This window comes from Microlunatus antarcticus (assembly GCF_014193425.1).
Taxonomy (GTDB): domain Bacteria; phylum Actinomycetota; class Actinomycetes; order Propionibacteriales; family Propionibacteriaceae; genus Microlunatus; species Microlunatus antarcticus.
On the sequence record NZ_JACHZG010000001.1, the window covers coordinates 187,198 to 200,664 of the forward strand.

The 13,467-nt window shown below is 74.4% G+C and carries 11 protein-coding genes and 1 tRNA gene; 9 read left to right on the forward strand and 3 right to left on the reverse strand.

Features of this window, described 5'->3' with window-relative positions; genetic code table 11:
• Window positions 1-70: 70 nt before the first annotated feature.
• The 6 genes from topA (at window position 71) to FHX39_RS00980 (ending at window position 9,107) form a co-directional block, all read left to right on the forward strand.
• Window positions 71-2,932, forward strand: coding sequence for a type I DNA topoisomerase (topA, locus tag FHX39_RS00955; protein WP_332836600.1), 2,862 nt, complete (start codon window positions 71-73; stop codon window positions 2,930-2,932).
• Window positions 2,932-4,455, forward strand: coding sequence for a CYTH and CHAD domain-containing protein (locus FHX39_RS20800; protein WP_183335998.1), 1,524 nt, complete (start codon window positions 2,932-2,934; stop codon window positions 4,453-4,455). The genes topA and FHX39_RS20800 overlap by 1 nt, the downstream gene beginning before the upstream one ends.
• Entirely contained in the window at window positions 4,452-5,114 is a 663-nt protein-coding gene (gene tmk / locus FHX39_RS00965) for a dTMP kinase (RefSeq protein ID WP_183336000.1), read from the forward strand. The genes FHX39_RS20800 and tmk overlap by 4 nt, the downstream gene beginning before the upstream one ends.
• A complete protein-coding gene (locus tag FHX39_RS00970) occupies window positions 5,111-6,289 on the forward strand; it encodes a DNA polymerase III subunit delta' (RefSeq protein WP_332836601.1) in 1,179 nt (392 codons plus the stop codon). The genes tmk and FHX39_RS00970 overlap by 4 nt, the downstream gene beginning before the upstream one ends.
• A gap of 308 nt (window positions 6,290-6,597) precedes the next feature.
• Window positions 6,598-7,488: a PSP1 domain-containing protein gene (locus FHX39_RS00975; protein WP_183336002.1), complete on the forward strand. Its 891-nt coding sequence runs from the start codon at window positions 6,598-6,600 to the stop codon at window positions 7,486-7,488.
• Window positions 7,485-9,107, forward strand: coding sequence for an alpha/beta hydrolase (locus FHX39_RS00980; protein ID WP_183336005.1), 1,623 nt, complete (start codon window positions 7,485-7,487; stop codon window positions 9,105-9,107). Before FHX39_RS00975 ends, FHX39_RS00980 begins: the two co-directional genes overlap by 4 nt.
• Before the next feature lie 24 nt (window positions 9,108-9,131).
• Here the strand turns inward: FHX39_RS00980 and FHX39_RS20550 are convergent, their stop codons facing one another.
• Window positions 9,132-9,554, reverse strand: a complete 423-nt coding sequence (locus FHX39_RS20550) for a DUF6992 family protein (protein ID WP_198423212.1) — start codon at window positions 9,552-9,554, stop codon at window positions 9,132-9,134.
• Between the two features lie 99 nt (window positions 9,555-9,653).
• Between FHX39_RS20550 and FHX39_RS00990 the strand changes: the two genes are divergently transcribed.
• Window positions 9,654-9,729 (forward strand) — tRNA-Thr (locus FHX39_RS00990).
• 28 nt (window positions 9,730-9,757) lie between these two features.
• Here the strand turns inward: FHX39_RS00990 and FHX39_RS00995 are convergent.
• On the reverse strand, window positions 9,758-10,552 hold the full coding sequence (locus FHX39_RS00995; RefSeq protein ID WP_183336007.1) for a glucose 1-dehydrogenase: 795 nt from the start codon (window positions 10,550-10,552) through the stop codon (window positions 9,758-9,760).
• Between the two features lie 54 nt (window positions 10,553-10,606).
• On the opposite strand from FHX39_RS00995, the gene FHX39_RS01000 reads away from it, so the two are divergent.
• The gene (locus tag FHX39_RS01000) at window positions 10,607-11,512 is read left to right on the forward strand and encodes an alpha/beta fold hydrolase (protein ID WP_183336009.1); all 906 of its coding nucleotides are present in this window, start codon (window positions 10,607-10,609) and stop codon (window positions 11,510-11,512) included.
• On the opposite strand, the gene FHX39_RS01005 is transcribed toward FHX39_RS01000, so the two are convergent.
• Entirely contained in the window at window positions 11,509-12,024 is a 516-nt protein-coding gene (locus tag FHX39_RS01005; RefSeq protein WP_183336011.1) for a DUF1990 family protein, read from the reverse strand. The two genes, FHX39_RS01000 and FHX39_RS01005, sit on opposite strands and share 4 nt — an antisense overlap.
• Window positions 12,025-12,531: 507 nt before the next feature.
• On the opposite strand from FHX39_RS01005, the gene FHX39_RS01010 reads away from it, so the two are divergent.
• On the forward strand, window positions 12,532-13,419 hold the full coding sequence (locus FHX39_RS01010; RefSeq protein WP_183336013.1) for a hypothetical protein: 888 nt from the start codon (window positions 12,532-12,534) through the stop codon (window positions 13,417-13,419).
• The last annotated feature ends 48 nt before the right edge of the window (window positions 13,420-13,467 follow it).

Below are 13,467 nucleotides of genomic sequence, written 5' to 3' on the forward strand. Positions count from 1 at the left end.
GAGGGTAGGGCGGGTCGTAGAGTGTGCCCGGCTCGCGCCCCGAGCGGGCGGGCACCAGATGGAGGAACACGTGGCGAAGGCTGCAACAGGTCGGCCGAAGGCTGGCGGATCCGGTCGACGGCTCGTCATCGTCGAGTCCCCGACCAAGGTCGCGAGCATCGCGAGCTATCTCGGCGACGGCTACATCGTGGAGTCGAGCCGCGGTCACGTCCGCGACCTCCCGACCGGTGCCGCCGAGGTGCCCGCCAAGTACAAGGGTGAGAAGTGGGCCCGCACCGGCGTCGACGTCGACCACGACTTCGAGCCCCTCTACGTGGTCGCGCAGGACAAGAAGGCCACGATGCGCTCCCTCAAGGACGCGCTCGCCCAGGCCGACGAGCTCCTGCTCGCCACCGACGACGACCGCGAGGGCGAGGCGATCGCCTGGCACCTGCTGCAGGAGCTGAAGCCGAAGGTCCCGGCGCGGCGGATGGTGTTCCGCGAGATCACGCCCAAGGCGATCGCCGACGCGGTGGCCAACCTCCGCGACCTCGACACCGACCTCGTCGACGCCCAGGAGACGCGCCGCATCCTCGACCGGCTCTACGGCTACGAGGTCTCCCCGGTGCTGTGGAAGAAGGTCATGCCCCGGCTGTCGGCCGGGCGCGTGCAGTCGGTCGCCACCCGCCTCGTCGTCGAGCGGGAGCGCGAGCGGATCGCCTTCCGCACCGGCTCGTACTGGGACCTCGACGCCGTCCTCGACGCGGGTGAGGGCGCCGAGCCGCCGCTGTTCCCGGCCCGGCTGACCCGGGTGGGGGAGCGTCGTGTCGCGCAGGGGCGCGACTTCGACAGCCGCGGCCAGCTCGTCAGCCGCCCCAACGAGGTGCTGGTGCACCTCGACGAGACGCAGACCCGCTCGCTCGCCGCGTCGCTGGAGACCGCGCCGTTCCGGGTCGCCGGCGTCGACTCCAAGCCGTACACGCGCAAGCCGTACGCGCCGTTCCGCACCACGACGCTGCAGCAGGAGGCCGGGCGCAAGCTCGGCTACACCGCGCAGCGCACGATGTCGGTCGCGCAGGACCTCTACGAGGGCGGCTACATCACCTACATGCGTACGGACTCCTCCGTGCTGTCCGACACCGCGATCAACGCGGCGCGGGCCCAGGTCACCCAGCTCTTCGGCGCGAGCTACCTGCCGTCGTCGCCGCGGATCTACGCCAACAAGGGCAAGAACACCCAGGAGGCCCACGAGGCCGTCCGGCCCGCGGGCGACACGTTCCGGACGCCCGCCCAGACGGGCCTGCGGGGCGACCAGTTCCGGCTCTACGAGCTGATCTGGATGCGGACCATCGCTTCGCAGATGAAGGACGCCGAGGGCTTCTCGACCACGGTGCGCATCGAGGCGACGCCGGCGACCGGCCTCGACGGCGGCGCGGCCGAGCCCTGCACGTTCGTGGCCTCGGGCCGCACGCTGACGTTCCACGGCTTCCTCAAGGCCTACGTCGAGTCGTCCGACGAGCCCGACGGCAGCGGCGACGACGCGCAGGCGCGGCTGCCGCAGCTGCGCGAGGACCAGACGCTGCGCCCGGAGTCGCTGACCCCGGCCGGCCACGAGACCCGGCCCCCGGCCCGCTACACCGAGCCGTCGCTGGTGGCCAAGCTCGAGGAGCTCGACATCGGCCGGCCCTCGACGTACGCGTCGATCATCCGGACCATCACGAGCCGGGACTACGTGTTCAAGAAGGGCTCGGCGCTCGTGCCGACCTGGCTCGCCTTCGCCGTGACGCGGCTGCTCGAGGAGCACTTCCCCGCGCTCGTGGACTACAAGTTCACCGCGCAGATGGAGGACACCCTCGACGAGATCGCCAAGGGCAACGCGGCCCGCGTCGAGGTCCTGACCGACTTCTACTTCGGGGCGGGCGGCAAGCGCGTCCTGGACGGCAGCGGCGAGCCGGCACCCGACGCACCCGTGCTGAGCGAGGAGGACCTGGCCGGTCACGAGGGCCTGCAGCGCCTGGTCTCCGAGCTCGGCGACATCGACGCCCGCCGGCTCTCGACGTTCCCGGTCGGCGACCTGGGCTCGACGGTCGTCGTGCGGGTGGGCCGCTACGGCACGTACGTCGAGGACGCCGACGGGCGCCGCGCCAACGTCGACGACGAGCTGCCGCCGGACGAGCTCACGTACGAGCTGGCCCAGGAGCTGCTCAGCAAGCCGATGGGCGAGGAGCGCGAGCTCGGCGCCGACCCCGAGACCCACCGGACGGTCGTGGCGAAGCAGGGCCGCTTCGGGCCGTACGTGACCGAGGTGCTCGAGGAGGGCGCGCCCAAGAACGCGAAGCCGCGCACCGGGTCGCTGTTCGCCTCGATGAGCGTCGACAGCGTGACGCTCGAGGACGCGCTCAAGCTGATGAGCCTGCCGCGGGTCGTCGGCGCGGGCGCGGACGGCGAGGAGATCACCGCGCAGAACGGGCGCTACGGGCCGTACCTGAAGAAGGGGACGGACTCGCGCTCGCTCGAGACCGAGGACCAGATCTTCGACATCACGCTCGAGCAGGCCGAGGCGATCTACGCCCAGCCCAAGCAGCGCGGTCGGGCGGCGGCCAAGCCGCCGCTGGCCGAGCTCGGGCCGGACCCGGTCTCGGGCCGTCCGATGGTGGTCAAGGAGGGCCGCTTCGGCGCCTACGTGACCGACGGCGAGCTGAACGCGACCCTGCGCCGCGACGACGACCCGACCACCATCACCGCGGAACGTGGCGCCGAGCTGCTCGCGGACAAGCGGGCCAAGGGCCCGGCGCCGAAGAAGACGACGCGCCGCGCACCGGCCAAGAAGGCGCCGGCCAAGAAGGCGACGTCCACCGCGACGAAGACGGCGACCAAGGCCCCCGCCAAGAAGGCCGCGGCCAAGAAGACCGCCGCCAAGCCGCGCGCCACGGCGTCCGCCCCGACGAGCTGATGGCCAAGGGTCGCAAGGCCAAGGGCGCCCGCAAGCAGGACCGGGCGGAGGCGAAGGCGAAGGACAAGGCCGCCCGGGGACCACGGGCGGCCGGCCCCGTCGAGGAGCCGCTGCCGCCCGAGCTCCCGGCGGTCCCGGGTCGGCCCCCGGGCCAGCGGCTGTACGACGTGCCGTTCAGCTCGGCCGAGCCGCGGCTGATCAACGCCGACGTCGGCCTGCACAACCTGGTCGCCCGCGGCGGGCACAACGCCCCGTACTCGATCGACGTGACCCTGCTCGACGCGCCCGACCACCGCCTGATCCGGTCGGGCGTGCTGCTGGCGCACCGCGTGCTCGACGGCCGGGGCGAGTGGTTCCTCACCGCGCCCGAGTGGCAGCCGCTGCTGCCCAAGGACCGGATCGAGCTGATGGGCCACGCCGACCTGCCCGAGGACCTCGCCACGCTCATCCGTCCGCTGCGACGCCGGGCCACGCTCGGCCCGGTGGCCGGGCTCAACTGCGACCGCCGCGAGTTCGCGCTGCGCGACGACGCCGGCACCACGCTGGCGCTGGTGCGCGACGACAAGGTGACCGTCCGCCGCGGCGGGCTCACCACCGCCCGCTACCGCGAGGTGATGCTCACCCCCGTCGGTCCGGGGCTGAGCGCCGACCAGCGGGCCTCCGTCGACCGGGCGTTCCGTCACGTCGGGGCCAACCGGGTGCCCCGGTTCCCGCGCCTCGTGACCCGCCTGGGCGCCCCGGCGACCGGCTCGTCCGACATCCCCGCCGAGCAGGCGCTCGACGGCACCATGCCCTTCCGCCGCTTCGTCGCCGCGCTCGTCGGCAACCGGCTGCGCGAGGTCGTGCGCTGCGACCTCGCCCTGCGCGGCGGCGACGGGGACGCGCTGGCCCGCCTGACGACGGAGGCGGCCGCGCTGCGCGCCGAGGTCGCCGGGCTCTCACCCGGCCTCGACCCGGCGTGGGCGGAGGACCTGACCGACGACCTCGACTGGCTGGTCGCCGCCACGCAGGACCCGGCGACGCCGGCCCTGCGGGGTGCGGGGGCGGCCCCGCTGCGCAGCGAGCGCTACCTCTCCGTGCTCGAGCGGCTGGTCGCCGCCGCCCGGTCGCCACGGCTGGTCGTCGACGGCACGGAGCCGACGGTGGAGGTCCTCGCCCGGATGCTCGAGGCCGAGACCCGTCGCCTGCGCGAGGTCGCCGACCCGCTGCGGGCCGACGCGACCGACGCGCACTGGGACCAGGTCCGGCGGGCGGTGGACCGGCTACGGGCGCTCGCCCGGGTCGCATCGCCCGTGCTCCCGGACGCCTCGGCGACGGCTCTCGCCCTCCTGCGCAAGACGGCGCCGCTGCTGGCCGCCGTGCAGCTCGGGCTCCCGCCCACCGTCCCGGACGTCGCCGCGATGAGCCCGGCCGAGGCGTTCGAGGCCGGCCGCGACCACGAACGCACCCGGCTCGCCCACCGACGGGCCCGGCAGGACTTCGTGGAGCGGTGGGCGAAGACGGTGCGGAAGCTCGGCGCGTGACCGTTCCCCCCGGTCCCACCGCCTCCCGCGGCGCCTTCGTGGTGTTCGAGGGCGGCGACGGGGTCGGCAAGTCCACCCAGGTCGACCTGCTCGTCCGCCGGCTCGAGGCGGCCGGGCACGAGGTCGTGCGCACCTTCGAGCCCGGCGCCACGCGGCTGGGCGCGCTGCTGCGCGGCGTGCTGCTGCACTCCGACGCCGGCGACGTGGGTGCCCGTACGGAGGCGCTGCTCTACGCGGCCGACAAGGCCGAGCACCTGCACGAGGTCGTCCGCCCCGCGCTGGCCCGGGGCGCGGTCGTGGTGTGCGACCGCTACGTCGACTCCATGGTGGCCTACCAGGGCGCGGGCCGGGTCCTCGACCCGGTCGAGGTCGAAGGCATCGCCCGCTGGGCCACCGAGGACCTGCGCCCCGACCTGACGGTCCTGCTCGACCTGGCCCCCGAGGAGGGGCTGCGCGGCCTCACGGACCCGGACCGGCTCGAGTCCGCCGGCCTCGACCTCCACGCCCGGGCGCGGGCCTTCTTCCTCGCCCTGGCCGAGCGCGACCCCGGCCGCTACCTCGTGCTGCCCGCCCGCCGCTCCCGCGAGGTGCTGGCCGAGACGGTCGCCGTACGCGTGGACGCCCTGCTGTCAGCGGACGCTGACAGACTTCCCCGGTGAGCATCCAGGCGACCGAGCCGGCGTACGGGGTCTGGGGCGACCTGGTCGGGCAGCCGGGCGCGGTGGAGACGCTGCGCCGGGCGGCGCGGGGCGACGACCACGCCATGTCGCACGCCTGGCTGGTCGTGGGCCCGCCGGGCTCGGGCCGGTCGAACGCGGCGCGGGCCTTCGCCGCCGCCCTGCAGTGCGAGCGTCCCGACGGCGTCGAGGCGGGCTGCGGTCGGTGCAACGGGTGTCGTACGGCGCTCACCGGGGCCCACCCGGACGTGACGCTGGTGCGCACCGAGCAGCTGTCGATCGGGGTCGAGGAGGTGCGCGACCTCGTCCGTCGGGCGGCGATGAGCCCGACCATGCGGCGCAAGCAGGTGATCGTCGTGGAGGACGCCGACCGGGTCACCGAGCGCGGCGCGGACGCGCTGCTCAAGAGCGTGGAGGAGCCCGCGAAGGCCACGGTGTGGATCCTCTGCGCCCCCACCTCCGACGACGTCGTGGTGACGATCCGGTCGCGTTGCCGGCTGCTGTCGCTCGCCACCCCCACCCCGGCGGCCGTCGCCCACCTGCTCGTCACCCGCGACGGCATCGACCCCGCGCTGGCGACGGAGGCGGCGCGGGCGGCCCAGGGGCACGTCGGCCGCGCCCGGGTCCTCGCGCGTGACCCGTCGGCCCGCGCCCGACGGCGCGAGATCCTGCTCATCCCCTTCGGGCTGACCACGCTCGCAGCCTGCCTCGGTGCGGCGGCGCGGCTGGTGGAGATGTGCTCGGCCGAGGCGACGGCGGCGACCGAGCTGGTCGACACCCGCGAGAAGGCCGCCCTCGAGGAGGCGCTCGGCTTCGGCACCCGCGGCGCCCGTCCCCGGCAGGCGGCGGCCGCGGTCAAGGAGCTGGACGAGCAGCAGAAGGCGCGGGCCAAGCGGTTCCAGCGCGACGCCATCGACCGGGCGCTGACCGAGCTGACCGGCTTCTACCGCGACGTGCTGAGCCTGCAGACGCACTCGGGCGCGGCGCTGGTCAACGACGAGCTCGGCCCGCGGCTGGCGACGCTGGCGCGCCGTTCGACGCCGGAGTCGACGCTCCGCCGGATCGACGCGCTGCTGGGCTGCCGCACCGCCCTCGAGGGCAACGTCGCGCCGCTGCTGGCGCTGGAGTCGACCATGATCGCTCTCGTGGAGGCCTGACGTCCGAGACGACCGGCCCCAGACGCATCCGGCGGGGCCTCCCGATCCGTACGGTCTGAGAAAGATTCGATGTTCCTCACCGGATCGGGCCTCTACCGCCCGGCGACTTGTGAGGGGCCTCGACCTTCGGACATGATCGGACATGTTCGACCGGCTCGGCCGTCCCCCGTCCTGGGGGACGGCGACCGACGCAGACGTTCCCTGGCCCGGGTGGGCCACCTGCCCCCCAGTACGCCCACCCGAGGAAGCCCGGCAGACCCGCATCTGCCGGGCTTCCGTCTTTCCGGGCGTCTCGTACGCTGGCGCCCATGCCCCGGCTCATGGCGGTCTCGTTCGAGCGCTACGGGCGGCTCTACTACCTCGATCCCGGCGAGCAGACGTTCCGGGTCGGGGACCGGGTGCTCGTGCCCACCGACTCCGGGCCCGAGGTCGCCGAGTGCGTGTGGGCCCCGGAGTGGGTCGACGGGGACGGGGTCGAGGCGTTCGGCGACCTGCCCGCCTGCGCCGGTCCGGCCACCGACGCCGACCTCGCGCGCGACGCGGAGCACCGCCGTCGCCGGGCCGAGGCCAGGCTGGTCGTCCGGCGGCTGATCAAGACCCACGGGCTGGCGATGAAGATCGTGGGTGTCGACTACCTCGACCCGGCCACATCGCCCGAGGAGCTCGTCGTCTTCTACTTCACCGCCCCGCAGCGGGTGGACTTCCGCGTCCTGGTCGTCGAGCTCGCCCGCAGCCTCGACTCCCGCATCGACCTGCGCCAGGTGGGGTCGCGCGACGCCGCCCGGCTCAGCGGCGGGATCGGCAACTGCGGCCGCGACCTGTGCTGCGCCACGTTCCTCAAGGACTTCGAGCCGGTCAGCCTGCGGATGGCCAAGGCCCAGGACCTGCCGCCCAACCCGATGAAGATCTCGGGCGCCTGCGGCCGGCTGATGTGCTGCCTCAAGTACGAGCACCCGCTCTACACCGAGTTCGCCCGCGAGGTGCCGGCCGTGGGCTCGGCGGTGGAGGTGGACGGCGAGCCCGGGGTCGTCGTCGCCCACCAGGTGCCCGCCGACGCGGTGCTCGTGCGGATGAAGGACAGCGGAGCGGTCAGCCAGTGCAGCCGGGCCAGCGTCTGCGGGTCGCGCCAGACCTACGAGGAACGTCCCGAGCCGAAGCCCCGCCGGCGCGAGCGTCACCGGGCGAACCCGTCCGCGTGACCTCGTCGCGCCCCCGACCCACGGCTCGCCTGGCCGGCGTGGTCGTCGTGCTCGTCACCCTGCTCGCCGGGTGCAGCGCGACCCCGTCGCCCGGACCCGACCGGCCGTCGACGGCGTCCACGCCGTCCGCCGCCCCCAGCGGGTCGACGGCCGCCCCCGCGCTGCCGTCGGTGGCCCCGACCCCGCCCGACGGGCGTCCGCTGCAGCCCGTGCCGGCGGTCGTGGCCCCCGGGATCACCGACCCGCCCGCGGGCTCCGGTCTCGGTCGCTACACCGGGCAGAAACCCGACTGGTCGGCCTGCAGCCGGCGCGTCGAGTGCGCCACCGTGTCCGCGCCGCTGGACTGGTCCGCGCCCGACGGCCGGGCGCTGACGCTGGTGATGGGCCGCGTGAAGGCCACCGCCTCCCCGCGGCTCGGCAGCCTCTTCCTCAACCCGGGCGGGCCGGGCGGCTCGGGCCTGAACCTGCTGGCCGGCTTCCCGTCGGAGGGGCTCGAGCACTACGACCTCGTGAGCTGGGACCCCCGTGGCGTGGGCCGTTCGACCCCCGTCCGCTGCTCCGGCGACGCCTCGCTGGACCGCCTGTTCGCCCTCGACGGCTCGCCCGACGACGACGCGGAGGCGGTCGCGCTCAACTCCGCGGTCGAGGGCTTCGGCCGGGACTGCCTGGCCGGCTCGGGGGTGCTGCTCGAGCACATCTCGACCGCCGACACCGTGCGCGACCTCGACCTGCTGCGCGGCCTGGTCGGTGACGAGCGGCTGAGCTACCTCGGCTTCTCGTACGGGACGCAGATCGGCGCGCAGTACGCCGACACGTTCCCCGAGCACACCGGCGCGATGGTGCTGGACGGGGCGGTCGACCTCGGCGACGACTCCCGGGTCGACCAGCTCCAGGGCTTCGAGCGGGCCCTCGACCACTTCGCCACCTGGTGCGCCCAGCAGCGCTGCGGCCTCGGCTCCGACCGCGCGGCGGTGCTGGCGAGCGTGAAGCGGCTGCTCACCGACCTCGACGCGCACCCGCTGCCGGGCGCGGGCGGGCGGGAGCTCACCCAGCAGCTCGGGGTCTCGGGCGTCGTCACCCCGCTCTACGACGGGGCCGACGGGTGGCCCCGGCTGCGGGACGCGCTCGACCAGGCCGGCCGGGGGCAGGGTGCCGGGCTGCTGGCGCTGGCCGACTCCGGGAACGAGCGCGGCCGCGACGGCCGCTACGGCTCCATCGCGGCCTCGTTCCCGGCGATCCGCTGCCGCGACAGCCAGGCGGAGAGCGTCGCGGCGGCCGACCGGCGCGCGGCGAGCCTCGTCCCCCGGGCCCCGGTGCTGGGCCCCTTCAGCGGGGCGGACGTCTACTGCCCGCTGTGGCCGGTGCCACCGGCGCCGAAGACCGGGCGCCTGCACCGCGTCGGCGACCGGCCGGTCGTGGTCGTCGGCACGACCGGGGACCCGGCCACGCCGTACGAGTACGCGGTCGACATGGCGCGCGACCTCGACTCCGCCGTGCTCGTCACCCACGAGGGCGAGGGGCACACCGCGTACGGCTCCAGCGCCTGCGTCCGCGGGCTCGTGCAGGCCTACTTCAACGACGGCCGCGTCCCGGCGCTCGGGGCGCGCTGCGCGGACTGAGGTGAGCCGGGCAGCCCGTCCGGCTCAGGCGCGCAGCGCGTGGAACGTGTCGTGCACGCAGAGGAACGCGCCCTGGACCGCGATCCCGACGCCCGCACCGGCTCGCTCCGGCCGCTCGGGGTTCGCGCGCCACAGCCAGACGCCGCCGGCGACGTAGAGCGCGTCCGCCGCCGCGTTGACCGCCAGCACCCGGCGCAGGACGCGACGCTCGTGCTGCAGGGCGGCCGGCGCGTACGGGTTGTCCACCCGACGCATCCGCCGTCTCCGCAACGCGCCGGCCACGACCACGACCCCGGCGTCGACCGCCGCCCACCCGACCTGCTGGCGCCCGAACGCCCGCCACCACGCGTCGCCGCGGGCCACGAGCGGGAGGCCGACGGCGGTGCTGAGGACGGACCAGCCGACCGTGACCCGAGCGAGGGCGATCTGACGCTGCCAGGGATCCATCACCCGATCAGACCATGCCCTGCGGCCGCTTCGACGCGAGGCGTTCCGTTGGGTACAGTGGGCCGTCGTTCGTGGGGCACATCGTGCCCGCGGGCGCCCGCCGCCTTAGCTCAGCTGGTAGAGCGACGCTCTCGTAAAGCGTAGGTCATCGGTTCGAATCCGATAGGTGGCTCCAGCCTGCCCCGCAACTGCCCGACCGGGCCTCACACGACCACGGTCATCCCGCCGTCGACGAAGATCGTCTGGCCGTTCACGAAGGCCGACGCGGGCGACGCGAGCCAGACCGCCGGACCCACCAGGTCCGCCGGCGTGCCCCAGCGGGCGGCAGGCGTACGGCCCAGCACCCAGGCGTTGAAGTCGGCGTCGTCGACGAGCGCCTGCGTCATCTCCGTCGCGAGGTAGCCCGGGGCGAGCGCGTTCACCTGGATCCCGGAACGCGCCCACTCGGCCGCCATGGCGCGGGTGAGCGTGCGGAGGCCGCCCTTGGCCGCGGTGTACGGGCCGATGCCCGGCCGGGCGAGGTCGGACTGCACCGACGCGATGTTGATGATCTTGCCGCTCCCGCGGTTGATCATGCTCCGGGCGACGGCCCGCCCGACCAGGAACGCGCTGGTGAGGTCGGTCTCCAGGACCCGGCGCCAGTCGGCCGCCTCGAGGTCGACGAGCGGGACCCGGTGCTGCACGCCGGCGTTGTTGACCAGCACGCCGACGGGGCCGACCTCGGTCTCGACCCGGGCCACCGCCTCCGCGACGGCCGCCTCGTCGGTGACGTCGAACGCGTACGCGTGCACCCGGCCGCCGCCGAGCCGCGCGTCGAGCTCGTCAAGGGTGCGGGCCAGGCGGTCGGGGTCGCGGCCGTTGAGCACGACGGTCGCCCCGGCGCCGGCGAGGCCCTCGGCCAGCGCACGCCCGATCCCGCGGCTCGAGCCGGTGACGAGCGCGACCGTCCCGGTGAGGTCGAACAGGGCCGGGACGTCGGGGACCAGGGGCTCGCTCATCCGTCCATCCCACCACCCGCGGCCCCGGGGTCGGCGCTGGCTACGATCGCGCGGGTGCCGACCGTGACGACCGACGTGCTGGAGCTCGCCTACGCGGAGGTGGGCAGCCCGGACGGCCCAGTGGTCGTGCTGCTGCACGGCTGGCCGGACGCGGCCCGTTCCTGGGGTCCGGTGGCGGCCCGGCTCGCGGCCGAGGGCCACCGCGTGCTCCTGCCGGACTGGCGGGGGACCGGCGGGACCCGGTTCCGCGAGGCCGGCACCGTCCGCGACGCGACCGCCTCCGCGCTGGCCTCCGACGTCCTCGACCTCGTCGACGCGCTGGGGATCGAGCGGTTCGCGGTCGTGGGTCACGACTGGGGCGCGCGGGTGGCGTACGTGCTGGCCGCCGTCGTGCCGGAACGCCTCACGAGCATCGCGGGGCTGGCGCTGGCCTACCAGCCGCGCGGCGAGTTCGTCTTCCCGTCCTTCGCCCAGGCCCAGAACTTCTGGTACCAGTGGCTGATGTACGTCGACGCCGGTGCGGAGGCCGTCCGCCGCGACCCGGTCGGCTTCGCCCGTCGGCAGTGGGAGACGTGGAGCCCGCCGGGCTGGTGGGACGAGGCCGAGCTCGAGGCGACCGCCGAGGTCGCGTTCCGGCACCCGGACTGGCCGGCCACGACCCTCAACGGCTACCGCACGCGCTTCTTGCCCGACGAGCCGGTGGACGCGCGCTACGACGACGTCCGGGCGCGGGTCGCGGCGGTCGACCACCTCACCGTGCCGACGCTGATGGTCCAGGGTGGGGCCGACACCTGCGACCCGCCGTCGGAGTCCGAGGGGCTGGAGGGCCACTTCGACGCATACCGCCGCGTCGTGCTCGAGGCGGTCGGCCACTTCCCGCAGCGGGAGGATCCGGACCGCGTCGCCGACCTGGTGATCGAGCACCTGGCCCGGCACCCGGGGTCGGCCGGCGCTCCCTAGGACGGCTGGGTCAGGGCGTCCAGGTAGCGCGCTGCGGTGGACCGTTGCAGGCGCCGCCCGACCGGGCCGGCGAGGTGGGTGAACCAGGCTCCCGGTCGGGAGAACGCGCGGATCCTCGCCTCGACCGCGCCGTCGGCGCGGAGCGCGACCTCGAAGCGTTCCTCGCCGCGTTCCGGGTGACCGGCCAGGGTCCCGTACGCGAAGCCGACCCGGTCCGGCTCGACCGTGACGACGACGACCTCGACCGGCGCCCGGACCAGCACGGGCCCGACGCGCATCCGCAGCACGGCCCGGACTCCGAGCGCCACCGCGCCGGAGGCGTCGACCGTGAGGCCCGCGCGGCGCTGCACCTCCCAGGTCAGGACGCGCGCCGCCGCCACGTCGAACCAGTCGCGACCCTGCCCGACGACGCGGCTGACGTCGAGGTGGTGGTAGCCCACCGGCAACGTTCCGCTGGTCGCACCGACCTCGTCGTACGTGAGGGCGAGGTCGGCCAGGTCCGCAGTCGTCACGCCTCTACTGTGCGTCGCAACGAAGGGGCCGGGCGGCCGAGCATGGCGCTGAGAATGTTCTGAAGGTCACACTTATCGGCTGCGAGTGGTTCTCGGGGCTGGTTGAGTGCCGGTATCGACACGTCAGGCCTCGGGGGCCAGGGGTGGCGGCGCAGGGAAGAGTCCCGAGACGCCGCTGGTGCTGGTGTGCGCCGTTGGGTGCTGCGGGCGGGTCTGGTGCTGGCGGCGGGGGCGGCTGGTCTGTCGTTGTCGGCGGGGGCTGCGCAGGCGGACAGCGGGTTGAGTGGGACGTTGGGCCATGTGTCCGACACGGTGAAGAAGGTGACCGGTTCCGGTTCCTCGCACTCCTCGTCTTCCCAGTCGTCCCACTCGTCGTCGAAGTCGTCCAGCTCGTCGAAGTCGTCGCACTCGTTCACGTCGTCCCACCGCTCGTCGGTGAAGGTGTCGACGCAGCGGGTGTCGGTGCGTAAGAGCGTGGTCCGACCGGTGGTGCGGACCGTGAACCGCGTGGCCAAGCCCGCGGTGCGGGTCGTCCACGTGGAGACGGCGCACGAGAAGCGCGTGGCGAAGCAGGTCGCGCAGAAGAAGAAGCTGGTCGCGCAGAAGAAGCGGGTCCAGCAGGTCGACCGGGCCGTCACCGACGTGACGAAGACCGTCTTCGGCAGCTCCGCGAAGCCGACTAAGGGCTCCCGCACCGCTCCGGCCGCGCTGGTGTCGGTGGACGTGTCGAAGGTGACGACGAAGGCTCTGGCTGACGTGACCTCCACGGTCCTGACCCCGCGTACGCCGCTCGAGCTGCCGACTGTGACGCTGCCTGACCTGAACGTGGCTGTGACTCTTCCGGCCCTTGACCTGAACGTGGTTGACCTGGCCGTGGTGGAGCTGCCGTCGGTGGGCGTGAGCGTCGGACTGCCGCAGGTGCAGGTCGACCTGCCTGGTGTCCTCCCCGGCGCCGGTCTGCCTCCCGTGGCGGTGCTGGCCACGACCGCGCCGCACGCCTCGAGCTCGACGTCAACCGCCGCGGCCTCGGCGTCGTCCGTGCACCCGGCGGCTGCTCCTCTTCTCACGACCCATCTGGTCCACCCATCGCTTGGACAGTCGGCGGACGGTGCTGCTGCCGTGACGGCGAACCAGGCCGACGGCCGTCGTGTGGTCGCAGCTCACGTCGAGGCCGGGGTGTCCCTCCTGGCCGCGTACGGCGCCTCGGGTGCCGGTGCGGGGCCGGGTGTCAGCCCGGACGGTTCGGCGGGCGCCGGCGTCTCGGGCCTCATGATCTTCGGGCTGGCCGTCTCGGCTGGTCTGGCGGGGCTGATGGCGTTGCACGCCCGGCCCGCGCACGCCCGTTCTGGGCACACGCTGGGGCTGCTGCGTCAGCCCGGCTTCTCTCCCGACTGACGTCTTCTCTCCACCCCCAGGTGCCCACCCTTCGCGGGTCGGCACGGC